We start from the raw sequence: 26303 nt of genomic DNA, 5'->3' as shown, positions 1-26303 counted from the left end.
AAACTTATTTTATAACCAACACTCGCGTTTTTAACCCGTCAAACTCTAATTCTACTCCATCCGCCAAAACAGGTAGAAAACTTAAACTTGAAGTTAACGTTTCAGATTTTATATATTCTTCATTTGCTAAAACCGCCTCTTTTATTTCTTTTTGTTCTTCTAAAGTAACAGCAATCTTATCAGTAACTTCAAACCCTGAGTCTTTTCTGATATTCTGAATTCTATTCACTAATTCACGTGCTATTCCTTCTTTTCTTAATTCATCACTAATTTGAATATCTAAAGCTACTGTCAAACCACTTTCATTTGCGACTAACCAACCTTCGATATCTTGTGACGTGATTTCTACATCCTCTATTGTTAAGATAACACTTTTTTCTGTTAAAGTAACCGAAATTTCTCCATTCTTTTCGATTTCGTTAATCTGTTCAGCAGAAAACTTCTGTATTTCCTTAGAAATCAACCCCATATCTTTACCAAATCTCGGTCCTAAAACTTTAAAATTAGGTTTGATTTGCTTTACTAAGATACCTGAAGCATCATCTAACAACTCAATTTCTTTTACATTAACTTCAGCTTTAATCAAATCAGCAACAGCTTCAATCTCTTCTTTCTGTCTTTGATCTAACACGGGAATCATCACTCGTTGTAATGGTTGACGTACTTTAATCATTTCTTTTTTACGCAATGATAGCACTAATGAAGAAATTATCTGAGCTTTGTGCATTCTACTTTCCAGACTCTCATCTACCAGCGCCTCATTAAACTTCGGAAACTCAGCCAAATGTACAGATTCGAATGATTCTCTTGAAGAAGTTAATGTTAAGTCTCGGTAAAGTTTATCCATAAAGAATGGTGCAATAGGAGCTCCTAATTTTGCTACCACTTCTAAGCATGTATAAAGTGTCTGATAAGCAGCCAATTTATCTTGTCCGTATTCTCCTTTCCAGAAACGTCTTCTACATAAACGCACATACCAGTTACTTAAATTCTCTGTAACAAACTCAGTAATCGCACGAGCAGCCTTTGTAGGCTCATACTCTGCATAATATTCGTCCACTTTCTGAATCAAAGTATTCAGCTCTGAAAGAATCCATCTATCAATCTCTGGTCTGTCTTTTAAAGGTACATCTGCTTCTTTATACGTAAATCCGTCTATATTGGCATACAACGCGAAGAAACTATAAGTATTATATAAAGTACCGAAAAACTTTCTTCTAACCTCTGTAATACCATCTAAATCAAACTTCAAATTATCCCATGGATTTGCATTAGAAATCATATACCAGCGTGTAGCATCTGGTCCGTGCTCTGCTAATGTCTCAAATGGATCTACAGTATTCCCTAAACTCTTAGACATCTTCAATCCATTCTTATCCAATACTAATCCATTTGACACAACATTTTTATATGCTTTTGTGTCAAATACTAGAGTAGCTATTGCATGTAATGTATAAAACCACCCACGCGTTTGATCTACACCCTCAGCAATAAAATCTGCTGGATAAGATAAGTTATTATCGATTAATTCTTTATTTTCAAATGGGTAATGCCATTGTGCATAAGGCATTGATCCTGAATCAAACCATACATCAATCAAATCAGACTCACGATACATTGGCTTACCTGATGGCGAAACTAACACTACGTTATCAACTACATTCTTGTGTAAGTCAACTTTGTCATAGTTCTCCTCTGTCATATCTCCTACTACAAAACCGTCAAAAGGATTTCCTTCTTGTAGTCCCGCAGCCATTGCTTTCTCAATTTCACTTACTAATTGCTCTACAGAACCGATAATTATCTCTTCCGTTTTATCTTCAGTTCTCCAGATTGGCAATGGAATACCCCAATATCTTGAACGTGATAAGTTCCAATCGTTTGCGTTTTTTAACCAATTACCAAAACGTCCTTCTCCTGTTGCTTTTGGCTTCCAGTTAATCTCTTCGTTCAATTCAAACATACGATCTTTAACCTCTGTTATTTTGATGAACCAAGAGTCTAGCGGGTAATATAAGACTGGTTTATTCGTTCTCCAACAATGTGGATAACTGTGAACATATTTCTCTACTTTAAATGCCTTATTCTCTTCTTTTAAACGAATAGCAATTTCCACATCTACAGAGCGCTCAGGAGCCTGTCCCTCATCATAGTATTCATTCTTCACATACTTACCTCCCATTTCTCCCATCTCTTTAACGAAACGACCTTGTAGATCAACAAGAGGAACCGCATTACCATCTGCATCTAAAATAAGCATTGCTGGTACTTCAGGTGTAGCTTCTTTTGCTACTTTGGCATCATCTGCTCCAAACGTTGGTGCCGTGTGTACAATACCAGTACCATCTTCTGTAGTTACAAAATCACCTGCAATCACTCTAAATGCATTCTCTGGATTCTGATAAGGCAACGTATATGGTAGCAATTGCTCGTATTTAATACCCACTAAATCTGCTCCTTTAAAGTCTTTTACGACGAAAAAAGGTATCTTCTTATCTCCTTCTGTGTAAGCATTTAATTCATCTTCTGTTTCAACAGCCACAAACTTACCTGTAAACTGTTTTCCAATAAGCGGTTTACCTAAAACAACGGTAATAGGTTCTCCAGTATATTGATTATATGATTTTACTAATGCATAGTCAATTTTAGGTCCAACTGTTAAAGCTGTATTTGAAGGAAGTGTCCATGGAGTAGTTGTCCATGCTAAAAAGTGAATTGTACCATAGCCTTGTAAAAAAGCAGGTAAAGTAGCTTCAACTGCTTTAAACTGTGCAACTATCGTAGTATCTGTAACGTCTTTATAACATCCTGGTTGATTAATCTCATGAGAAGATAAACCAGTACCAGCCTTTGGTGAATACGGTTGGATGGTATAGCCTTTGTACAATAAGTCTTTGTCGTAAATTTGTTTTAACAACCACCATACTGACTCCATATACTTAGACTTATATGTCACATAAGGGTCATTCATATCAACCCAATATCCCATCTTTTCTGTCAAGTCATTCCACAAGTCAGTATAGCGCATTACTGTGCGTTTACATGCTTGGTTATATTCTTCAACAGTTATCTTCGTTCCAATATCTTCTTTCGTAATTCCAAGTTCCTTCTCAGTCCCTAACTCAACAGGTAACCCGTGAGTATCCCAACCAGCTTTACGCTTAACTTGGTATCCTTTTAATGTTTTATATCGACAAAAAATATCTTTAATCGCACGAGCCATCACATGGTGAATTCCTGGCTTCCCATTTGCTGAAGGTGGTCCTTCAAAAAACACAAAAGGTTTGTTGTCCTCTCTTGAACTAATACTTTTCTCGAATATTGACTGTTCTTTCCAAAAATCAAGCATCTCTGATGCTACCCCCGTCAAATCAAGACCTTTATATTCTGTAAATTTAGTGCTCATTGTTATAATTATACTATTTTTTATCAATTGCGCGAATTTAAGCATTTTACTTTAAATACAACCTAATTAATTGGTTGGATAAACATTAAAACTACTAATTGCTAAATACTTCTTTTAATACTTCTAGTGATTTCGGCTTTTTAAAAGAACTTAAATGTTCTTCAAAATACCTTATCAACAAATCTAATAATACTTTTCGATCTCTCCCCGTAAACACGTGTTGATTATCTTCAAAACCTAAATCCAATAATTTTTTAAAAAGGTAAGTCTCTTCTGCATCAAAACATCTATTGTCAAACGTAGCGCTAAACTCCCCCTCTACCCAATTAAAAAAATACTGCTTATCCTCCGTTGTATCAGGATAAAAGCCAAAGTACTTGGTCAATTCTTTCATTAAAATTAAATGAAAATTTGCTGTCTCTTGATGTGTATCTAACCACAAAAGAGCTACTTCAATAAAGTCAAAAAGTTGTTCATCTCTCTCTTGTTCACTAACAATATTATGCAATACTTCACTTATGAAAATAGCAATACTATTTTTGACAAAATCGTAATAGATATCTTGATATATAAACCCTACTCTAACCTCTTTTAAATATTCCATCCCTCCTTTATTCTTATGTAGAAACTCAATATCCAAATTCGTTAAAGGTTGAAAATAAACGTTCTTCTGCGCACTTTTCCCTTTAGCAAAAGCATTCCTTACAAAGAATGTCTGCACTCCTACCTCTCTAGTCAAACACCGTACTACCAAACTTTTCTCTTGATACTTTAATGCGCTTAATACAATCGCCTTTGTTTTTATCAACATCTTTCTTAATCTTATCGACTATTAACCAAAAATACACTTTCCATGTATAGATTAGTAGCAGTACTAAATTAAGAAAATATACTTTCTTAGCAAATCTATTCAACTTACCTCTTTGTGTAAATTTAAAATAGATATTTTTAGAATTAATGGAGGGTTTTATAGTATATTATTTAGCTTTGTAAAAATTGATTGATATGAAAAAAATACTCTACTTACTATTCATAGGTATGATCCTAATAGGGTGTAAAGAAGAAAAAAAGGAGACTCCAACTGCACTTTTCTTTAAAGACAAACATTATGAAGCAACGATACAAAATGAAGTTGGCACTACAGAAGTCAAAATTAATGTCCCTGTGATTGTAGATGAAAACAATCCTGTCGTTCAAGTAATAAACGAACACATACTTAAAGAAATCACAGAACTTATCTCTTTTGAAAACGACCTAGACGAAACAAATTCTTATGATGAATTAATTAAGTCTTTTCTTCAAGCTTATACTGATTTTTCTCAACAATTCCCAGATGATGACTTGGCGTGGAATGCAAAAATCAAAGCGTCAACTACCTTTTACAATGCTAATATCCTTGCCATAGAATTGGACTACTACACTTTTGCTGGTGGAGCTCATGGCTTCAAAGGAAAAAAAAGCTTAATCTATGACCTAAAATCAGGAAAAGAAATTGACGAAGACGACATTTTCAGTGATTGGGACTCACTGTCAAAACTTCTTGCAGACAAACTAGACTATTATGAGGACCTAAAAGATAATCAAGGTAAAATAGAATACCCCGAAGACATCTTTATCTTAGAAGACACCTTCATTATGACTTTTATAAATCCAAATAATTACCCCTTTACAGACAAAGTTGATGAAGTTGTTTTTAATAAAAGTGAAATAGATTCTTTCATCGTTATTGATATTTCAAAAAAAGATCTTCCAATTCGACAATCCAATTAATAAAGGGGGTTTTGATTCTAAAAATAGAAAATCGTGAGCATATACAAAAAGATATTTAAGCAAACTGCAATCTATGGATTAGCAGCTGTATTCCCTAAAGTAATTGGATTCTTCCTAGTTCCATTTCATACAGACTTAATGAAAAATGACGCTTATGGTCAGTACAGTGTCATTTTCTCCATCATGATGTTTCTTAACGTTGTTCTTTCATTTGGAATGGAAACAACCTTTTTTAGATTTTACAATAAAAAGGATAATAAAAGTGAGGTTATTAATAACAGCCTACTATTCCTAACTACTACTACGATCATTTTTGCTATCATTGGCATGCTTACTTTAGAATATTGGGTTACACTCTTAGATATTCCACGAGACATTCTTCAGTATGTACTCATTATTCTAGTCCTCGATGCACTAGTAATTGTTCCTTTTGCCAAACTACGCGCTGATCAACAACCAATGCGTTACAGCATTATTCGCATTGCGAATGTCTGTATATATACAGGTTTAAATGTATTTTTCTTATACTTTTTACCTCTCATAAATAACAATCATCCAAATAGTTTTACTCAAACTATTTATATTGAAAACTACCAAGTTTCATATATCTTCATTGCCAACCTCATCGCTAGTCTATTCACTTTCCTTGTTTTTTACAGAGATTATCTTCGTATTAAACTAAGCATCAACAAAGTATTGCTGAAGGAAATGTTAGTATATAGCTTCCCTATTATGATTGGAGGACTTGCTTTCGCTATCAATGAAAGTTTTGACAAAATCTTATTGGAGCGTTTACTACCAGCAGATATTGCTTTGTCTGAGGTAGGAAAATATGCTGCTTGTTATAAACTAGGCTTATTTATGGTATTATTTAGACAAGCTTACACTTTAGGAATCGAACCCTTCTTTTTCAACTATGCTAAAAATGAAGATGCTCCAACTAAATACGCAACAATCACTAAATACTTTGCTATTTTTGGAAGTGCCATTATGCTAGGGGTCATTGTATTTTCAGACATTTTAAAAGTACTCTTTATTCGCAACGAATCGTATTGGGACGCTATGATAGTAGTACCTTTAATCATCTTAGCTAACTTGTGTATGGGAATATATACTAACCTATCTGTTTGGTACAAACTAAGGGACAAAACCATGGTAGGTGCTTATATATCAATTATGGGGGCTATCCTAACTTTAGTGTTTAACTATATTCTTATTCCTATTTGGGGATATATGGGATCGGCAATAGCCACCTTGATTGCTTATGGCTCTATGATGCTAATATCTTACCTTTTAGGTCAAAAATACTACCCAATACCGTATGACAAAAAAGCAATTGGAGGTTATATGGGGTTAGCAATCACCCTGTCTTTTATTTACTTTTATTGTTTTAGAGGAAACTACTACATAGGTATTTCGGCTATTCTCATCTTTGGTTTAGTACTCGTGATTACTGAAAGGAATATTTTGTTGAAAACATTTAAAAAGTAACCCTCATTTTTTATGACAAAACCATCAACAAAGTATTTTACTACAAGAATGAGAATCTTAGCATTCTGTCAAATAGGACTTGTACTGCTAACGTTTTGGCATGTAATTTACGCCAAGACTTATTTCTTCTTAATATTCATTGATGCGTTCATTTTCATAATCTTATCAGGTTATATTAAATATCTCGTCATCACAAATAAACCACCTAAGGATAAATAAAAAAAGCCACCTTAAGCAAGATGGCTCTTTTTATTTATAGCAGCTATTATTTTTTCGCGCTTTTCTTAATTTTATCCTCTACACGCTTAACGCGTTTTTCACTATCTGGGTGACTTGAAGACATTTTTGCACCAAGAGACTTATCTGCCCCATATTCTTTCTCCATATCGGCAAATTTCTGAAAGCCATCAGCTAATGCTTGTGGGTTTTTTCCATTAGCAACTAGGAAAGCGTATGAATAATCATCTGAATCGGTCTCTTGCTTTCTTGAAAACGAAGCTCCAAACAACTTCTGAGACATTCCTCCTAAATCAGAATTCATTAAATCCGCAACAGTTCCCTTTGTAGATCCAACGTATTTCGATGCCGCCTCTGTCAATAGAATTTGTTTATAAGCATTCTTTGTATGCTCTAACTTAACGTGTCCTATCTCGTGACCAATAATAGCCAACAACTCATCATCTGTCATTATATCCATTAAAGATGAAAACACACGTACACTTCCGTCTGCACAAGCAAATGCATTGATATCTGTCACATAATACACTTTATAATTTAAATCTAATCCATCATAGTTTTTGTAAGGACCGAAAATTCGCTCTAAACGTTCCGCGTACTCACGCATATCTTTTTGTTTGGAGTTTAACTCACATACCGGATTATTCTCATCCATCCACTTTACAGCTTCGGTAGCGGAAGCAGCGATTTCTTCATCTGATACCGTAAAAGCAGTTACAGCTGTTGTAATAGCATCAAGTTTTTTCCCTCGAAACTTACCAAATTGAGCATGTACAGATGTCATTCCTAATAACATAACTGCAACAGTAAATACAAGTTTATTCATAAATTTTAACTTTTTTCTTTATCAAATGTATATCAAAAAAAAATAAAATCAACCATATAATTAACAGTTCAATAAAAAAGACAACAAATACTTTAATTCCTAAAGATTAACAGCCTTTAATGGGTACTTTTTAATCCAAATCACAATAAAAAAATGTGCCTTATACTTATTGAATAAGCAGGCACATTAAGACAAACTCTAAAACAACAAACCATACGCGTCGAAACAAGTATGGTATACTATTTCTCATTATATTGTTACTTGTTTTTTTACACTAATTGAATAGTCTTTAGATGAAATAGTCGAAACATAACGCCATTCGGAATGAATACTACTCGTCGTAAAGTTCATGTATAAATATCCTCTATTTGATAAGTCGCAATACTGTAAATCATCTACTAACGACTCAAAAACTTGTTCTACCATTTTTAACTGACTAACATCTTGAATGCCTAGATACTCTTCCATACCTGGAGAACTAACAGAAGAAGTAGCAAACTCATGACCAATCACATTTGCATCTTGATCAGTAAGCGTGTTATACCAAGCATTATGGGTATCACCTGCCAATGTAATTATTTGTTTATTATTAAACAGTTTATACAACATTTCACGCTCAACTGGATAACCATCCCATGCATCTAAATTATATGGTGCGACCGCCTTGACCGACATAATCTCTTCTTGTGTTAAAGTTGGATCATTTTGTTTTAGACGTTCTTTAATCATTATCAATCGCTGTGCTTCTACAAACAAACCTTGAGTAGTCTCTGGACGTACTGTACCAGTTGCCGAAAATTCAAGCATTACTCGCTGTACGTATAGTAACAATGACAATGGCAAAGTCATTTTAGACATCAATACTTGTTGCCCTAGTACCTGCCACTTAGCGGTACTTGAATTCACTTGACTAGCTAGCCAATTCATTTGTTCCATACCAAGAAGCTTTCTGTTCGGATTACTTAAATCAGCTGTAAACCTAGGAACATCCATGCCTTCTGCTGTAAAGTAATCTGCATACTCCAACTGCTTATCTCTAGCTAGAACACGTGTATCCAACATATACATAGAAAGTACTGAACCAAATTCAAAGGCACGATAAATAGGCTTACCCTTTCCTGTCTTCATTGGTATATACTCACTATATGCTTGTATTGCTGATGCTTTTCTGATTTCAAAAGCTCCCTCTTTATCACTCTGATGATTTTCTGCGCCATCTTTGTAGGTGTCATTCGCGATCTCATGATCATCCCATACACAGATAAATGGCTTTTTTTGATGTGCCAATTTTAAATCTTCATCACTGCGATACTGTTTATATCGTGTTCTATAATCGTCTAATGACACTAATTCATGACTAGGTTTAGGTTGTCGATTTAAAACTGTTGTAGAAGCGTTTGTTCCATATTCTCCTTGACCATATTCATAGATATAATCTCCCAAATGAATCACTACATCTACATCTGATTTCGCTACTGCCTCATATACATTAAATAAACCTGCTGGATAATTAGAACACGATAATACAGCTAACCTCACCTCAGACGATGAATCACCTTGAGCAGCAAGAGTAATTGTCTCTCCGATTACAGAAATCTCTTTACGTCCTTTCTGATAAAAACGGTAAAAATACTTTCCTTTTGCCTCTAGATCGTTTACCTCAATAGATATCGTGTTATCTGTCTCTCCAAACGCAGTTGCTACACCTTGTCGAACAATTTCTTTAAATTCAATATCTTTTGCAATTTCCCACGTTACTACTTCTCCAGCTAAGTCATAACGTGTCCAAATAATCACACTCTGTGGTGTTGGATCAAAACTAGCCACTCCGTAACTAAAACCTTTCATCGTATATTCCCCGACCTCTTGGTTCGGTTCTACAACTTGATCATCATTTGAACAACTAACAATTACAGGTGCTATAAACATTCCTCCTGTTGCTAGTAAAGAGTTTCGTAAGAATTTTCTCCTATCTAATTGATTATTTTTCATTTTGCTTTTTTTGTTATACTCCAAAGTAACTGCCTAATTGTTACTTCACAATTAACACATGATTACCAAATGATTATTTAATCTTCTATACAAAATCATTCACAAAAAAAAGTGGTACAAGTAGTACCACTCTTCTATTATAAACTTAAATACTGATTCTTATCGTATTTCACTTGGTAGCCAAAGCGCAATATTTTGTTTTCATTCCCCTTAAGCTTCAGCTCCCATTTTATTCCTCCCTTGTCTACATCCACTTTTCCAGAAGCTGTATCGGTCAACTCTACTTCTATATCTGTATTAGAACTGATAGGAAATTGATCTTCTATCTGAATATCTATCGACTCTGCTTTGTTATTTCTCACTGCAATATCATACACAAATTTTTGCGTTTTTTTAGACGACAATATCTTTGTTCCCGATTTGTCTTTTACTACTGTACGAGTTACCACCACTTTCGGGTCTTTACCCATATTTAGTTTCATCTCTTCTTCTGTGTTAGCAGGATCAAGTGCTGTTTTACCTACATACACCCCATCAAATATTACGTTTGCAATACCGGGCAACAAATTATAGTTGCCATAATCTCTAATCGTTGCCACTAAATACGCATTACTATCCAACTTTGGCGCAGTATAATACTTATATTCTGCAGGCATATTAAAGTCGTTTAGTGTTACACTATGTGGCTTTCCATTTGTAAGTACCGTATATGGAATACTAATATCAAACGACACATTCAACTGCGATTCATTTACCTGTGTAAAGTTTTCCATTGTACTTTCTTCGTAAACAACATTTTCTTCTGTTGCCATATCGTAAGACGCTGTTGCTTTCATCCTCTTTGAAATATACCCATTTAAAGAAATCTCTTGGAAGGCTGATGATGAAGAATTTCCATAATTCAAAAACCATGTATTCCACTTAGGCAAACTATTCGATTGATTAGCAACCCCACTTGTTAGGCTCAGGTTTACTCCTTTCCAGTCCACACCAGTTTGTTGCTTTACCTCTGCCTTATACACCACCTTAATAGGCGAATTAATCTTCTCAACACGTAAATCGTAAAAAGGTTTCCAACCTGCTTGATTCGTGTAATACTTAATTTGCAATGGTACTTCTCCCTCTACATCGTTCATCACTTGTAATATAAGTTTTCCTTTGCTCGATTTCTCACTTTTATCTTTACTAAATTCCAACTTATTCTTCAATGCTGTAAGTTTATCGGTCAGACTTCTTTCTTTATCAGTCAATCGATCAACTTCATTTGTCAATTGCAAGCGCTTTGTTTTGTAGTAATCTACCATTTTGGTTACTTCAAGAACACTACTACCATTTTGTACTCCTACATTGGTATTTGAGTCTAATACATCAATTGTCTTTCTCTCAGCTGTTAAAGCATTTTGTACTTTTCTCAGCTCTGTTTGCAACAATGTAATACTATCGCGAACAGGCTTCAACAACGGTAAATCGACCACGCTATCATACTCTTCTACATAGCGGTTATTGAACTGTATAGCCATTACAGTAACACCACTAGTAGAACCTACCTGTACTGTTTCGGCATTTAAATAATCTGCGACGTTAGAAACAATCACTTCCGACGTACCTTTTGGCAACTTCACCTTTGCTTTATGCATCAGTTCTGCCCCGTTAAAATACACTCTAGCACTCTCTATTTTTGCTTGTGTAAACACAGGCTTTTGCGCCCAATTAACAACAGAGCATAAGGCCATTGCTATAATACTAAACTTTATTTTCATCTCTTTTTCCTTTTAATTATCCAAATAGATATTCTACTACATCTTCAATCTTTGTGACCAAAACCACTTTTATACCTGTTCCGCTATAAGCGATTTTATTATATTTAGATATAAAAATAGTCGAGAACCCTAACTTCTCCGCTTCTTGTATTCGTTGATCCACGCGACTTACTGGACGTATTTCACCAGATAATCCCACCTCTCCTGCAAAGGTCAAATCTTTATTAATAGATGTGTCCTGATCAGAAGATAAAATTGCTGCAACTACTCCCAAATCGATTGCTGGATCATCTACTGTGATACCTCCCGTAATATTCAAAAATACGTCTTTTTGTCCCAAGCGAAACCCAGCACGCTTTTCCAACACTGCCAACAGCATATTCAATCGCTTTAGATTATACCCCGTACCACTTCGTTGTGGAGTACCGTAGACTGCAGTACTTACCAAAGCTTGTACCTCTACCATAAGAGGACGCATTCCCTCCAATGTAGCAGCAATTGCAGTACCCGACAACTCCTCTTCTTTGTGCGATATCAATATTTCTGACGGATTGCTCACCTCGCGTAGTCCACTACCTTGCATCTCATAAATCCCAAGCTCCGCTGTTGAACCAAAACGGTTTTTATTGGCACGCAAAATCCGATATACGTGATTCCTATCTCCTTCAAACTGCAATACCGTATCTACCATGTGTTCCAGCATCTTTGGTCCAGCTATACTTCCATCTTTAGTGATATGTCCAATTACAAATACAGGTGTCCCTGTCTCCTTTGCAAACTTAGTTAACTCTGCTGTACACTCCTTTATTTGAGACACCGTACCAGCCGAAGACTCAATAAAATCAGTATGTAATGTCTGAATAGAATCAATAATTAACACATCAGGTTGTATCTCATCAATTTGTCTAAAAATATTTTGAGTGTTAGTTTCGGTAAGTATATAACAATTATCGTTTAATGGGTTAATGCGCTCAGCACGCATCTTTATCTGCTTTTGACTTTCCTCTCCAGATACATAAAGTGTTTTAAAAGGTAGCTTAAGCGATATTTGTAATAACAGTGTACTCTTTCCTATACCAGGCTCTCCGCCTAATAAAATCATAGACCCAGGCACCAACCCCCCTCCTAACACTCGATTTAATTCTCCATCCATCGTATTTAGACGAATTTCTTCGGTACTATCAATCTCCTGAACTTTCAATGGCTTTGCTACAGATTTAGTCCCTGTCGTAGAACTCACCGCTGCTTTCCATCCGGTTTTCTCTTCTTTCTGTATTACCTCTTCCACCAATGTATTCCATTCTTTACAAGCCGAACATTGACCTAACCATTTAGGGTATTGTGTCCCACAACTCTGACAGAAAAAAGCGGTCTTTACTTTCGCCATAACTATATCTATATTTAATCTTAAAAGTACAAAATTACACGTAATCAGAAAACTAATATACGCTTAACTGCTAGATCTTATAGCAAATGTGAAATCACTGCTGTATTTGCCATCATAACACTACAAAGAACAACTATAAGTGTTTGCCGTCCTCCTTACATCAAACAGATATTCGTAAACGCCATTTAAATTAGACTATCTAATACTTGGGTCTATATTACTTTTTAAAAACAATCAAATTACTGCAACTGACAACCTTCTTACAGGCAATTTTTTTCCTTGCTTTCTTTACCTATACTTCCAGAATGCGTGCACCTTCCTTGCCAAGAACCTACTTCTGGGCAAGCAAACTGCACGTATATTGCACCCATAGCACAAACTTGGCAGCAAATACGATGGTTTTGAAATATTTTTAGGACAAAAAAAGATTACTTATAAAAAAAACACTCGGTACTTTTCTCAAAAACTATGAGAAACAAATCCTAAAACCGAAAAAAGAAGATAAAGGTTATTTACCCTTGTAATAAAGCGGTAAAAACAAAAATGACAAAGCACCGAACAATACAACAATAGCTGTTTGTGTTGTCCATAAAATCCAACCGAAAGCTGTTCCCGCTACTAGAGGCACATGATACAAAAGGAGTAATTGTGAGATAACTAAAGGGAAGGCTCCAAAACCTCCATTGGTAAATGAAACAGCAAAACTACCTGCCACAAAAGCTGACATAACAACAGGAAAACTAAGACCGCTAGTCTCCTCAATAGCGTACATACCAAAATAAAAGGTCGCGACATAACCAAACCAAATAAGAAAAGTATCTAAAAGAAAATATCCTTTATTTGGCATCTTTAAGACGCTTACTAGTCCCTCTCCTAACCCTCTTAATTTTTGTCTAATCAAGACTATGACTTTCCATTGAACGTATCTAAAAACAGCGAACACAACTACAATACCAAATAAAAAAACAAGTCCAAGAAAAGAAAGTTTCTCCAAAGGAATATAACCTAATAAGAATTTATTCAACACCTCAAATTGAAGAACTAAGGCTAACAAAACACAGAATAACAAACAGAATAAATCGATAATTCGCTCTGAAACAATTGTTCCAAACCCTTTGTCAAAGGAAATATCTTCGTACTTCTGCAAGACTAAAGCCCGTGAAACTTCCCCAGACCGAGGAACGGTTAAATTCAGCAGATAACCAATAGATATAGCCATAAAGTTTGTCGTCGTACTACTAGAATATCCCATATAGCTTAGGGCGTATTTCCAACGATGAGCACGAGCCCATAGGCTGACTAAAGAAAAAAATGAGGCAGCTATAATGTAGCTATAATTCGCTTCTTTGAAATGACTAATCATTTCATCTAATTGTTCAGAAGTAAACTGACTAAATGCATAATAAACCAAAAAAACTCCCAACAAAAGTGGGAGTAATATATTGGCTATTTTGCGTATCAATTGTCTCAATGCGATGATTAACCTAATTGATTAGTCTCTTCATTTGGAAAGATGATAGCAGGCTTAAATGATTTAGCCTCTTCAAAATCCATAATACCATAAGTAATGATAATAATGATATCGCCTTTGTGTACTTTGCGTGCTGCAGGACCGTTCAAACAGATTTCGCCACTATTACGTGGACCAGGAATAGCGTAAGTCTCAAAGCGTTCACCATTGTTGATGTTTACAATCGAAACTTTCTCCCCTTCTATGATGTTAGAAGCTTCCATTAAAACTTCGTCAATCGTAATACTACCGATATAATGTAAATCTGCTCCAGTTACTTTTACACGGTGAATTTTAGATTTTACTACTTCAACTTGCATCTTGAGTTTATTTAGTTAAATGATAAATTGTCAATTAAACGAACACCTTCAATATGTGCTACTAAAAAACCTCTATACTTGTGACCTTCAACTTTCTGTAAAATAGGTTTCAGAGATTCTTCATCTGCTATTGTAAAGTATTCGAGGTCAAAGGTAGGATTATTTTTAAATTCATTCTCAACAAATTGCTGAACTTTTTCGCTACTTTCAGTCACAAACATTTTTTTAGCTTGTAATAAAATTTCATACAAGAAAGTAGCCTCCTCAAGTCCTTTAGCAGAAATACGCTCATTGCGCGAGCTCATTGCTAATCCCTGATTATTTCTAAAAATTGGAACACCAATGATTTGCACAGGTGTTTTCATTATCTCAACCATTTTTCGGATAATTTGCAACTGTTGAAAGTCTTTCTCTCCAAAATATGCACGATTTGGCAACACCAAATCAAACAATTTACTAACAATAGTTCCTACTCCATCAAAATGCCCTGGACGCGAAGCACCCTCCATCTCATTTTCTAAGCCATTAAAATCAAAAGCTTGAGCAATTGCATTATCCCCGTAAATTTCCTCCACCGCAGGAGCAAAAATTACGATCTTATCAGATAGAGAGGCAATAAACTCCATGTCCCTCTCCAATGTACGTGGGTATTTAGCTAAGTCTTCAGCATTGTTAAACTGTGTAGGATTAACAAAAATACTAACCACCGTACAATCATTTTCATTCAATGATTGTTCCATTAATGATAGGTGACCATTATGTATAGCCCCCATCGTAGGCACTAAGCCTATCGCCTTATTTTCATCACGCATTGGTTTTAAATACGCTTGTAAATCGGCTTTTGTACTAAAAAGAAACATCTGCTTCGTGTTTAAAATAATGGCAAAATTAGTTAATTAGAAAATAACTCCATAAAATTTCGTAAATTTGCAACGTTTATTATTTCACTAAAGAAATTAAAATCAAGATGAAAGATAAGAGGATATTATACGTATCATCTGAAGTGGTACCTTATTTAGCAGAGAATGAAGTTTCATTAATGTCTTATGATGCTCCAAAAATGATCAATGACCAAGGTGGGCAAATAAGAATTTTTATGCCAAGATATGGTAGTATTAACGAACGAAGACACCAATTACACGAAGTAATTAGACTATCAGGTATGAATCTGGTTGTAAATGATATGGACATGCCTTTAATCATTAAAGTTGCCTCTATCCCAAAAGAACGCATACAGGTATATTTTATCGACAACGATGAATATTTCAAACGCAAATCTACCTTTACGGATGATGATGGAAACTTATTTCCAGACAATGATGAACGTGCAATATTCTTTACAAAAGGAGTTATCGAAACAGTAAAAAAATTAAACTGGGTTCCTGATGTTATCCACGTACAAGGTTGGATGGCCTCATTATTACCTGTTTACTTAAAACACTATTACAAAGACGAAACGATCTTTGGAGATACAAAAATTGTTACTTCAATTTTCGAAAAAGGCTTCGAAGGGAACTTAAGTGACAATATGAAAGCAAAAGTTGCGTTTGATGAATTACCAGAAGATGTTATTGCTGAATTTGGTCAACCAACCTACGAAAGTATCATGAAGAATGCAATTAATCACTCAGATGGAGTAATTGTAGCCTCAGAAAATGTTGACGGAGATTTAACAAAATATATAGAGTCTTCTGAAAAACCTTTTTTACCTTACGTCGCAAAAGATCAATTTGCCGATGCTTATTCAGCATTTTACGCAAAGTTCTTTTAAGATCAACTAATCAAAAATTCTGTTAGTTATACATGAATCAAAAGAATATTTTCAAAGGACTAGTCCTTGCATTAGGAATAGTGTCGCTACAAGCATGTGACACTGACTTTACTGAGACAGGCTCAGACATCATAGGCGGTGGAGACTTTACAATAGAGTCACATATCGTACAAGACATCAAAGCATATAATCAGCCATACGGCCCTACTGATGCGGCTAGATTACCTGAAGTATCCATTGGTTCATATAAAGATGGGGTATACGGAAACAAGTCTAAGAGCATTGCCTTAAACTTTGTAACACCTACAGTTATCAAAGATTTTGACGAAACAATTAAAGTTGACTCTGCTTATGTTTACCTTCCCTATTACAATACCGAAGTAGACAAAACTGAAAATGACGTAACTACCTACAAACTAAAAGGTAGATATGGAGAGGGTACATTCGACCTTGAAGTGTATCAACATTCCTATTTAATGACCAACGATGACCCTGCAGGAGGACCTAGAAAATACTACAGCAATCAACAAGGTTTGTTTGAAAACAGTCCTAATGGTCTATCTGAGGTATTAAATTCTAAAAGAACAATGGAAATAGATAACAAGTCTATTGTTATCTACCAGAAAGATAAAGACGGTAATGACCAAACAGGCGAGGACGGTAAAAAAGTTGTAAAAGAAAAACTTGTTCCAGGTTTATGGATAGATCTAAACAAAGATCACTTCCAGAATGCACTTGTTAAATTCTCTAACAGCGAGCAATTTCAGAATAACTTTAGAGGATTATACTTAAAAGCATTACCTTCTGCAAATGGAAAAGGGACTATTACTCTTATAAATCCAGGTCAAGGATACCTACGTATCGCATATTCAAAAGAGGAGAAAACAACAAATGAAGACGGTACAGAAACTAAGAAAACAGTTAGAGGAGAACTAAAACTTCCTTTCGTAACATATGCTAATCCAAGCTTACCAAACATCGCATTGTCGCAAAACATCTTGGTAAACCTAGAAAGTAACGAACACAAAGTTGAGGATCTATATCCACAACAACCAAACAAAGAAACTGGAGATAGTAAGTTATTTATCAAAGGTGGTGGCGAAGGTGGTTTAGCAATCATTGAACTATTCAAAGAAAATGACTATGCAGAATTAAAACAGCTTCGCGAACAAGCTGAAAAGAATGGTTTTTTATTAAACGACGCATTTCTGACAGTCTATACTGATGAAACGTCAATGACAGATGAAATTAATCCAGATCGCTTATACTTATATAACTTTGACGCTACTAGCAATGTTATAGATTTCATTACAGATAGTCAAGGACAAAAGCCAATATACGGTGGAGCTTATGAAAAAGGAGCTGAAGATTCTAAACGCGAAAAAAACAGCTATACTTTCAGAATAAAAGGGCATATTCAAGCATTGTTAAAGTCTAAAACAATATCAAGTCCTAAACTTGCAATAGCTGTATCTAATAGCTATACAAGTACATTAAGCTACATGAATTACAAAAACTTATTCGTTGGTGGTGGACAGTCATTTATAATTGAAAACACTCCAAAGGATATTACACAAATACCTTCTTTGCCACTTACAACACCTATTGGAACTGTTATTAACGGTACAACAGAAGAGGCAGGAATCAAGAAAATGAAATTAGAAATTTTCTATACAAAACAAAAAGAGCTATAAAATAATAAAATACCGGAATTAGTATGTGTGGAATCGTAGGATACATAGGACATAGAGACGCATATCCTGTAATTATCAAAGGATTGTCTAGGTTAGAATACAGAGGTTATGATAGTGCTGGACTTGCCATTTTTGATGGAGAAAAGATTAATCTTTGTAAAACAAAGGGAAAAGTAGCGGATCTAGTTGAAAAAAGTGACGATACAATCAAAGTAGGAACAACAGGAATTGGCCACACAAGATGGGCTACTCATGGAGTACCTAACGATGTAAATTCACACCCTCACTTTTCAAACTCTGGTGAGTTAGTGATTATACACAACGGTATTATCGAAAACTACGATTCACTAAAACAAGAACTTATCAAAAGAGGATACACGTTCAAATCAGATACAGATACTGAAGTCCTTGTAAACTTAATAGAAGACGTACAAAAAACACAAGGTGTAAAGCTAGGTAAAGCCGTACAAATTGCTTTAAACCAAGTTATCGGAGCATATGCAATCGCAGTAATGGACATCAAAAAGCCGAACGAAATCATAGCAGCTCGTTTAGGTAGTCCTTTAGCTATAGGGATTGGAGAGAATGAATACTTCATTACTTCGGATGCCTCACCTTTCATTGAATATACAAACAATGCTATCTATTTAGAAGACGAAGAGATGGCAATTATTCGCTTGCACAAACCATTGCGTATAAGAAAAATTAAAGATGATAGCCTAATTGATCACTATGCACAAGAGTTACAATTAAACCTTGAACAGATTGAGAAAAATGGATATGATCACTTTATGCTTAAAGAAATCCATGAGCAACCAGAAGTAATCAAAGATACTTTCAGAGGTCGATTACTAGCTGATCAAGGATTAATTCGCATGGCAGGTATAGAAGATAACATTGACAAATTCTTAAATGCTAAACGCATTATTATTGCAGCTTGTGGAACTTCATGGCATGCGGCACTAGTAGCAGAATACATCATCGAGGAATTTGCAAGAATACCAGTAGAAGTAGAATACGCTTCAGAATTTAGATACAGAAACCCTATCATAGATAGTACAGATGTAATCATTGCTATCTCTCAATCAGGAGAAACTGCAGATACCTTAGCTGCTATTAAACTAGCGAAATCAAAAGGAGCATTTGTATTCGGAGTATGTAATGTAGTAGGTTCTTCTATCTCAAGAGAAACGCATGCAGGAGCATATACACATGCAGGCCCAGAAATTGGAGTAGCATCTACAAAAGCATTTACAACTCAAATCACTGTTTTGACGCTATTAGCCTTACGTTTAGCAAAAGCAAAAGGTACATTAGCAAACTCAGAGTATTTAAAATATTTACACGAACTTGAATTAATTCCAGAACGCGTAGAAGAAGCATTAACACAAAATGAATCAATACTAGAGATATCTAAAATATATAAAGACGCTACAAACTGCTTATACTTGGGAAGAGGATATAATTATCCTGTAGCCTTAGAAGGAGCTTTAAAGCTAAAAGAAATCTCTTATATACACGCAGAAGGGTATCCAGCTGCCGAGATGAAGCACGGTCCAATTGCATTAATTGATGAACATATGCCAGTAATCGTTGTAGCACCAGAACAAGAACACTACGACAAAGTGGTAAGTAATATTCAAGAAATTAAAGCAAGAAACGGTAAAATCATCGCAATTGTTACCAAAGGAGATAGACAAGTTAGAGAATTAGCTGACCATGTAATTGAAGTACCCGGTATATCTGAAGCATTAACGCCAATTGTAACAACAATACCACTACAATTGTTATCGTACCACATAGCAGTTCTGAGAGAGTGCAACGTAGATCAACCACGTAATCTCGCTAAATCAGTGACCGTAGAATAATTGGAAAAATGCGTTCCAAATATAGGTTCGCATTTTTTATTTAAAATAAAAAATCAATCATTTTCATTTTCAGAGAAAAAAACTATCTTTGCACTCTGAAAAACTAGAATTTTTCAATAAACGTAAATAGCTGTTAAATAAATACATAAGCAATGTCTAAAGTTACAGGAAAAGTTGCGCAAGTTATCGGACCAGTAGTTGATGTAGTTTTCAACACTGAGAATGCCGAACTTCCAAGAATTTATGATTCATTAGAAATCACTAAACCAGATGGTTCTAAATTAGTACTTGAAGTACAATCACACATTGGAGAAGATACAGTTCGTACAATTTCAATGGACTCAACAGACGGATTAAGTAGAGGTTACGAAGTGATCGCTATGGGATCTCCTATCCAAGTTCCCGTTGGTAAAGAGGTATTTGGTAGATTGTTTAATGTAGTTGGAGACGCTATTGATGGTCTTGGAAACCTACCAAAAGATGGTACAAATGGTTTACCTATCCACCGTCCTGCTCCAAAATTCGAAGATTTATCAACATCTACAGAAGTATTATTCACTGGAATTAAAGTAATCGACTTAATTGAGCCTTATTCAAAAGGGGGGAAAATTGGATTATTCGGTGGAGCTGGAGTTGGTAAAACAGTATTAATTCAAGAATTAATTAATAATATCGCTAAAGGACACGGAGGACTTTCAGTATTTGCTGGAGTTGGAGAGCGTACTCGTGAGGGTAACGACTTACTACGTGAGATGTTAGAATCAGGTATTATCAAATATGGTGATGACTTCATGCACTCTATGGAAAATGGAGGATGGGATCTATCAAAAGTAGACAAACCAGGAATGCAAGACTCGAAAGCTACTTTCGTATTCGGTCAGATGAATGAGCCACCAGGAGCACGTGCACGTGTTGCATTATCAGGATTAACAATCGCTGAGTTCTTCCGTGATGGAGCTGGAGATGACCAAGGAAAAGACGTACTTTTCTTCGTTGACAACATCTTCCGTTTTACACAAGCAGGTTCTGAGGTATCAGCTTTATTAGGACGTATGCCTTCTGCAGTAGGATACCAACCTACATTAGCTACTGAGATGGGAGCAATGCAAGAGCGTATTACATCTACTAAAAAAGGATCTATTACATCTGTACAAGCAGTTTACGTTCCTGCAGATGACTTAACTGACCCGGCACCAGCAACAACGTTTGCTCACTTAGATGCAACAACTGTATTATCTCGTAAAATTGCTGAGTTAGGTATTTACCCTGCAGTAGACCCATTAGACTCAACTTCTCGTATCCTAACACCAGAAATTTTAGGTAAAGAGCACTATGCATGTGCACAAAGAGTAAAAGAAATCCTTCAAAAATATAAACAACTTCAAGATATCATTGCTATCTTAGGTATGGAAGAGTTATCAGAAGAGGATAAGTTAGCTGTACACAGAGCTCGTCGTGTTCAACGTTTCTTATCTCAACCATTCCACGTTGCTGAGCAATTTACAGGTATCCCTGGAGTACTAGTTGATATTAAAGATACAATCAAAGGATTTAATATGATTATTGATGGTGAATTAGATCATTTACCAGAAGCAGCATTCAACTTAAAAGGATCTATCCAAGAAGCTATCGAAGCTGGAGAGAAGATGCTTGCTGAAATTAAATAATCACTTAAAAATTAATCATTATGAAGTTAGAAATAGTATCACCTGAAGCTACGTTATTCTCTGGAGAAGTTACTTCTGTATCAGTTCCAGGAGTTCAAGGAGAGTTTCAAATGTTAAATAACCACGCACCTATTGTTTCAATTCTAACAAAAGGTGAAGTAAAGTTTACAGGGTCTAACATTTCTATTGAAGATGCATTTATTTCTAAATTCCAAAAGATTAGTAATGATACCTATCATTTACCTATTAATCTAGGAACGATTGAACTAAGTGACAACAAGGTTATAATCTTAGCTAACTAATATTGTTAGTTTTCAAAATAAAAAAGCCGATTCAACAAGTTGAATCGGCTTTTTGTTTTATTCTAATTTTTACATTTTCTCACACCTTTAACCCCAATACAAATAACACCATCCATCTATCGTTCTAATCGATTATTTAAAAACAACCTATCACAAACATGCAACACATAGAGACACTATCTAACAACGAAGCGAGTAAATCTCGATAAAGCATTATCTTCTTATCAAATCAACACCTCTACTAAACCTTACGATTAAGAGCGTTTTTTGATTAACTAAATAAACATATCTGACAAAGTATAATCGAAACAACACATCAATAACCTTTCTAAATTGTTTTAAAGACGTTTAAAGGTATTATTACCCAAAAATTCATTTCTTTATCTAAGATAAAAAAAAGCTCCTATAATGACGCTAAATTTAATAGCTAACATTTATTAAAGTACAGAATGTAGCTTTTTATAATTGCGCTATTAAATTTTATAATTAGCCAAAGCGACTACTTGCTACTCAACTATAACTATATAGTCCTACTTAGGTACTTAATCAAATAAAGCTAGCAAATAACTTCTAGCAATACAGAGCAATTCTACCTCACTCATTAATTTAACTTTTTGGAAAGCTCACAAAATTCAAGTGAAACCTTCTATTGCTTCTACTTGGTCGAAATGTGATCGAGAGGTGGTCGGGATATTTTAGGTCAAAATATCCCGACCACCTCTAAATTATATCAGTTGCATCCAAACTAAACGGAAAAATATCTAGGAAAAAGCCATAAAAAAAGCCAGACATTTCTGTCTGGCTTGTTGCTCCCCCTCTTGGGCTCGAACCAAGGACCCTCTGATTAACAGTCAGATGCTCTAACCAACTGAGCTAAGGAGGAAGGTGTGTTACCTTTATTGCGATGCAAATATATAACGTTTTTTCTTACTTGCAAATAAAAAATTTACATTTTTAGCTCTCATCTTTCAACGTCGGTAAGCCCAATTTATAACGTGTTGCCAATAAGCGAATTACAAAAACAGAAGCTGCTGTAATAATCTGAACAAATGCTTCAGAAACATTTAATGCACTCAAACCATAGTAAATAATTACTCCAAAAATACACACTAATGCATACCATTCTTGTCTAAACATCGCTGGAATTTCATTAATCATAATATCGCGGATAATACTACCCACCGTACCAGTTATAGTTGCTAGAATAACGACTACCCAAAAAGGATAACCAAAAGAAATTGCCTTTTCTGTACCTACAACGACGAACAATCCTAAACCTATACTATCAAACCATAAAAAGGTACTATTGAGTCGAACCAATTGCTTTCGAAATAAAATCACAGCTAACAGCGCCAAAATAGTACACCATGCATATACACTAGATAGCAACCAGAAAGGAGTCGTATTAAGCAACAGATCCCTTAAAGTACCACCACCTGTAGCTGTGACAAAACCAATCACATAAGCTCCAAACCAATCTACACTTTTCGCTGAGGCTAGACGCACACCAGATATTGCAAAAGCAAAAGTTCCACAGAACTCAATAATATCGACAAAGTATATCTTATTATAAAACTCTAAAAAAGAATCTAACATAACTAAAACATTAAGACTATAATCAAAATTAACAATTTTAGCTAAATGATTATTTAATGACTACAGATTTCTTATTCACAAAAGACAATAACCCTTCATCTGACATCTCTCTACCTATTCCAGAGAACTTATTACCCCCAAAAGGAACTCTTGGATCAGAGATTACCATTTCATTGATAAAAACAGCTCCTTCATTAAAATTACACACTTGCGTTTTTAAAAAGGCTACATCTTTACTAAACAAGGAAACACCCAATCCAAAACGTGAGTCATTGCTTAAAGATATTGCTTCTTCAAATGTATCGAAAGTCACTACTACGGCTAAAGGTCCAAAAGTTTCTTCCTTAAAAGCGCGCATATCATCGGTCACGTCACATAATAATGTAGGTGAAAACCAACAACCCTCACGCTCTCCTCCAAAAGCTAACGTTGCTCCTTGAGCAATAGAGTCCTTCATGATGTCCTCTAATTCAATTGCTAAATCTTCCCTAGCCATTAATCCAATAGTTGTCGATGAATCAAATAAATCCCCCCTAACTAGTCGTTTAGTTTCTTTCTCAAAACGACGAATAAATTCCTCTTTAAGCGATTGATGCACTAAAATACGTTTTCCTGCTATACAACTTTGCCCAGTATTTTGGAAACGCGCATTGACAGCTAACGGAACGACCTGCTCTAAATCGGCATCCGCACAAATAATAAAAGCATTACTTCCTCCTAATTCGAGTACAACCGGTTTGATATACTCTCCTGCTTTTCTCCCTACAGCACTTCCCGCTTTTTCACTTCCTGTAAGTGATACTCCCTTAATACTGTCTAACTCAATTAATGCATCTACCTCACTCCCTGGAAGAATAGCATTAAAATAAACTTGACTAAAGCCTTCCACGTGAAAACAACGTTCCAAAGCTTCAGCACATTGAGGCACATTACTAGCATGTTTTACAATAACAGTATTGCCTGCTAAAAGTGTAGGAACTGCAAATCTAAAAACCTGCCAAAAAGGAAAATTCCAAGGCATAACACCTAAAATAACCCCCAGCGGCTCATTCACGGTATATACTTCAGACCAATCCGTTTGTATAGTACGCCCCTTTAAAATACGACTCCCTTCAGCAATGTAATAATCAATCAACCTTCCACACTTCTCCACCTCTCCAATAGCCTGCGCTAAAGGTTTATTCATATCCTCAGTCATTAATCGACCGAATACTTCCTTATTGGCTAATAAATTAACCTTCAGTTGAGTTAAATAAGCTATGCGTTCTTCAATTGAAACTTTCTTCCAAGAAAGAAAAGAATGCTCCGCACAGGCAACAATTTCGATAATCTCTTTTTTCATAATAAACTATTTTGCTATGAACAACTTCTCACCTTAACACATTAATTACTAAATTACTAAATAATGAATTAAGCGATCAAGTCATGATATTTTGACTAAATGCCTATCTTTGGACAAATTATACAAAATGAACAACAATATAAAACTATTATTACTTGGATTAATAATTTTTGCAATAACACTTATCATGAAAGCACAAGGTACTTTTAATGAAAGCTTGAGTACAGTCTGCTTTCTAATTGCACTAATCATTATTATTGTACCATTGTACAAACTAGTATTTAATAAGCTTAAAAAATAAAATGACGCCAGTAAAAATACTGGCGTCATTCATTTTATTTTGTTTGTAAGACTTTACTTAGATTCTCTAGCATTACAGTTGTCATTGCTTCTAAATCATACTTATGATTCCAACTCCAATCTTTCTGAGCAGCTGAGTCATCAATACTAGCTGGCCAACTATCAGCAATGGCCTGTCTAAAGTCCGGTGCATATTCTATGGTAAAATCCGGAATATGCTTTGTGATCTCAGCATATAATTCTTCAGGTGTAAAAGAAATACCACCTAAATTATAAGATGAACGGATCTTCACATCTTCTTTCTCTGCTTGCATAATTCCCACAGTAGCATTCAAAGCATCGTCCATATACATCATCGGAAGAGCTGACTGTTCAGACAAGAAACAGTTATAGTGTTTATCTTCAATAGCTTTATAAAAAATATCTACAGCATAATCCGTAGTACCACCACCTGGAGGAGTAGTCCAAGAAATCAAACCTGGATAACGTATACTTCTCACGTCAACTCCGTACTTATTGTAGTAATATTCACACCAACGCTCTCCAGCTTGTTTAGAGATTCCATATACAGTACTTGGCTCCATCACAGTATATTGAGGCGTGTTAAAACGAGGAGTTGTCGGTCCAAACACAGCAATCGACGACGGCCAAAAGATTTTCTTAATCTTACCTTCTTTTGCTAAGTTTAAAACGTGAAACAATGAATTCATGTTTAATTCCCAAGCAAAAGCGGGATTCTTCTCAGCTGTTGCAGACAACAAAGCTGCCATCAAATAAACTTCGTCAATTTGATGTTTTTCAACTACACTGGAGACTTGATCAAAATCCATAGCATTCACAGTTTCGAAAGGTCCGGATTCCATAAGATTCGAATTCCCTTCGCGGATATCAGAAGCAATGACATTATCATTACCATAAATACCTCTTAATTTTAGTGTAAGCTCTGAACCTATTTGTCCACAAGCACCGATGATAAGAATTTTGGTTCCCATTTTGTTGAAATTAAAATAAGGCACAAATATAAAGGAACTATAGAAAGAAATCAATGCAAATACACCTAATAC

At 35.2% G+C, this 26303-nt stretch carries 19 protein-coding genes and 1 tRNA gene; 7 read left to right on the top strand and 13 right to left on the bottom strand.

The window, feature by feature from the left end:
- Positions 1-4 precede the first annotated feature (4 nt).
- On the bottom strand, positions 5-3406 hold the full coding sequence (gene ileS / locus GJV77_RS03100; RefSeq protein WP_155034889.1) for an isoleucine--tRNA ligase: 3402 nt from the start codon (positions 3404-3406) through the stop codon (positions 5-7).
- 94 nt (positions 3407-3500) lie between these two features.
- Positions 3501-4217, bottom strand: a complete 717-nt coding sequence (recO, locus tag GJV77_RS03095; RefSeq protein ID WP_155034888.1) for a DNA repair protein RecO — start codon at positions 4215-4217, stop codon at positions 3501-3503.
- Positions 4218-4411: 194 nt separating this feature from the next.
- Between recO and GJV77_RS03090 the strand changes: the two genes are divergently transcribed.
- Together GJV77_RS03090 and GJV77_RS03085 are read left to right on the top strand one after the other, a co-directional pair.
- Complete coding sequence (locus GJV77_RS03090) at positions 4412-5176, top strand: PdaC/SigV domain-containing protein (RefSeq protein WP_155034887.1); 765 nt, start codon at positions 4412-4414, stop codon at positions 5174-5176.
- A gap of 33 nt (positions 5177-5209) precedes the next feature.
- A complete protein-coding gene (locus GJV77_RS03085; protein WP_162521552.1) occupies positions 5210-6667 on the top strand; it encodes an oligosaccharide flippase family protein in 1458 nt (485 codons plus the stop codon).
- Positions 6668-6932: 265 nt separating this feature from the next.
- On the opposite strand, the gene GJV77_RS03080 is transcribed toward GJV77_RS03085, so the two are convergent.
- The 7 genes from GJV77_RS03080 to panC all read right to left on the bottom strand — a co-directional run bounded on the left by GJV77_RS03080 (position 6933) and on the right by panC (position 15559).
- Entirely contained in the window at positions 6933-7730 is a 798-nt protein-coding gene (locus GJV77_RS03080) for a M48 family metallopeptidase (RefSeq protein WP_155034886.1), read from the bottom strand.
- Between the two features lie 249 nt (positions 7731-7979).
- Complete coding sequence (locus GJV77_RS03075) at positions 7980-9722, bottom strand: alkaline phosphatase D family protein (RefSeq protein WP_155034885.1); 1743 nt, start codon at positions 9720-9722, stop codon at positions 7980-7982.
- 137 nt (positions 9723-9859) lie between these two features.
- The gene (locus GJV77_RS03070; protein WP_155034884.1) at positions 9860-11482 is read right to left on the bottom strand and encodes a DUF4139 domain-containing protein; all 1623 of its coding nucleotides are present in this window, start codon (positions 11480-11482) and stop codon (positions 9860-9862) included.
- A gap of 16 nt (positions 11483-11498) precedes the next feature.
- Positions 11499-12869, bottom strand: coding sequence for a DNA repair protein RadA (gene radA / locus GJV77_RS03065; RefSeq protein ID WP_155034883.1), 1371 nt, complete (start codon positions 12867-12869; stop codon positions 11499-11501).
- A gap of 508 nt (positions 12870-13377) precedes the next feature.
- On the bottom strand, positions 13378-14340 hold the full coding sequence (locus GJV77_RS03060) for a lysylphosphatidylglycerol synthase transmembrane domain-containing protein (protein WP_155034882.1): 963 nt from the start codon (positions 14338-14340) through the stop codon (positions 13378-13380).
- Between the two features lie 8 nt (positions 14341-14348).
- Positions 14349-14699, bottom strand: coding sequence for an aspartate 1-decarboxylase (gene panD / locus GJV77_RS03055; RefSeq protein ID WP_155034881.1), 351 nt, complete (start codon positions 14697-14699; stop codon positions 14349-14351).
- Between the two features lie 11 nt (positions 14700-14710).
- The gene (panC, locus tag GJV77_RS03050; RefSeq protein ID WP_155034880.1) at positions 14711-15559 is read right to left on the bottom strand and encodes a pantoate--beta-alanine ligase; all 849 of its coding nucleotides are present in this window, start codon (positions 15557-15559) and stop codon (positions 14711-14713) included.
- Between the two features lie 107 nt (positions 15560-15666).
- On the opposite strand from panC, the gene GJV77_RS03045 reads away from it, so the two are divergent.
- The 5 genes from GJV77_RS03045 (at position 15667) to GJV77_RS03025 (ending at position 22001) form a co-directional block, all read left to right on the top strand.
- Positions 15667-16470 carry a glycogen/starch synthase gene (locus tag GJV77_RS03045; RefSeq protein ID WP_155034879.1) on the top strand — a complete coding sequence of 268 codons (804 nt, stop codon included), beginning with the start codon at positions 15667-15669 and terminating at the stop codon, positions 16468-16470.
- A 32-nt stretch (positions 16471-16502) separates the two neighbouring features.
- The gene (locus tag GJV77_RS03040; RefSeq protein WP_155034878.1) at positions 16503-18164 is read left to right on the top strand and encodes a DUF4270 domain-containing protein; all 1662 of its coding nucleotides are present in this window, start codon (positions 16503-16505) and stop codon (positions 18162-18164) included.
- 23 nt (positions 18165-18187) lie between these two features.
- On the top strand, positions 18188-20032 hold the full coding sequence (glmS, locus tag GJV77_RS03035; RefSeq protein WP_155034877.1) for a glutamine--fructose-6-phosphate transaminase (isomerizing): 1845 nt from the start codon (positions 18188-18190) through the stop codon (positions 20030-20032).
- A 152-nt stretch (positions 20033-20184) separates the two neighbouring features.
- Positions 20185-21699, top strand: a complete 1515-nt coding sequence (gene atpD / locus GJV77_RS03030; RefSeq protein ID WP_155034876.1) for a F0F1 ATP synthase subunit beta — start codon at positions 20185-20187, stop codon at positions 21697-21699.
- A gap of 20 nt (positions 21700-21719) precedes the next feature.
- On the top strand, positions 21720-22001 hold the full coding sequence (locus tag GJV77_RS03025) for a F0F1 ATP synthase subunit epsilon (protein ID WP_155034875.1): 282 nt from the start codon (positions 21720-21722) through the stop codon (positions 21999-22001).
- Positions 22002-22810: 809 nt separating this feature from the next.
- Here the strand turns inward: GJV77_RS03025 and GJV77_RS03020 are convergent.
- The 4 genes from GJV77_RS03020 to GJV77_RS03005 all read right to left on the bottom strand — a co-directional run bounded on the left by GJV77_RS03020 (position 22811) and on the right by GJV77_RS03005 (position 26231).
- Positions 22811-22884, bottom strand: a tRNA-Asn gene (locus GJV77_RS03020).
- Positions 22885-22955: 71 nt separating this feature from the next.
- Complete coding sequence (locus tag GJV77_RS03015) at positions 22956-23597, bottom strand: trimeric intracellular cation channel family protein (RefSeq protein ID WP_155034874.1); 642 nt, start codon at positions 23595-23597, stop codon at positions 22956-22958.
- Positions 23598-23646: 49 nt separating this feature from the next.
- A complete protein-coding gene (locus GJV77_RS03010) occupies positions 23647-24939 on the bottom strand; it encodes an aldehyde dehydrogenase family protein (RefSeq protein ID WP_155034873.1) in 1293 nt (430 codons plus the stop codon).
- 335 nt (positions 24940-25274) lie between these two features.
- Positions 25275-26231: an NAD-dependent epimerase/dehydratase family protein gene (locus GJV77_RS03005; RefSeq protein ID WP_155034872.1), complete on the bottom strand. Its 957-nt coding sequence runs from the start codon at positions 26229-26231 to the stop codon at positions 25275-25277.
- Positions 26232-26303 lie beyond the last annotated feature (72 nt).

The sequence above is a fragment of the Myroides pelagicus genome, from assembly GCF_009711055.1.
Taxonomy (GTDB): Bacteria; Bacteroidota; Bacteroidia; order Flavobacteriales; family Flavobacteriaceae; genus Flavobacterium; species Flavobacterium pelagicum.
Note: the sequence above shows the minus strand (reverse complement) of the source record. Positions and strands in the feature narration are given on the sequence as shown.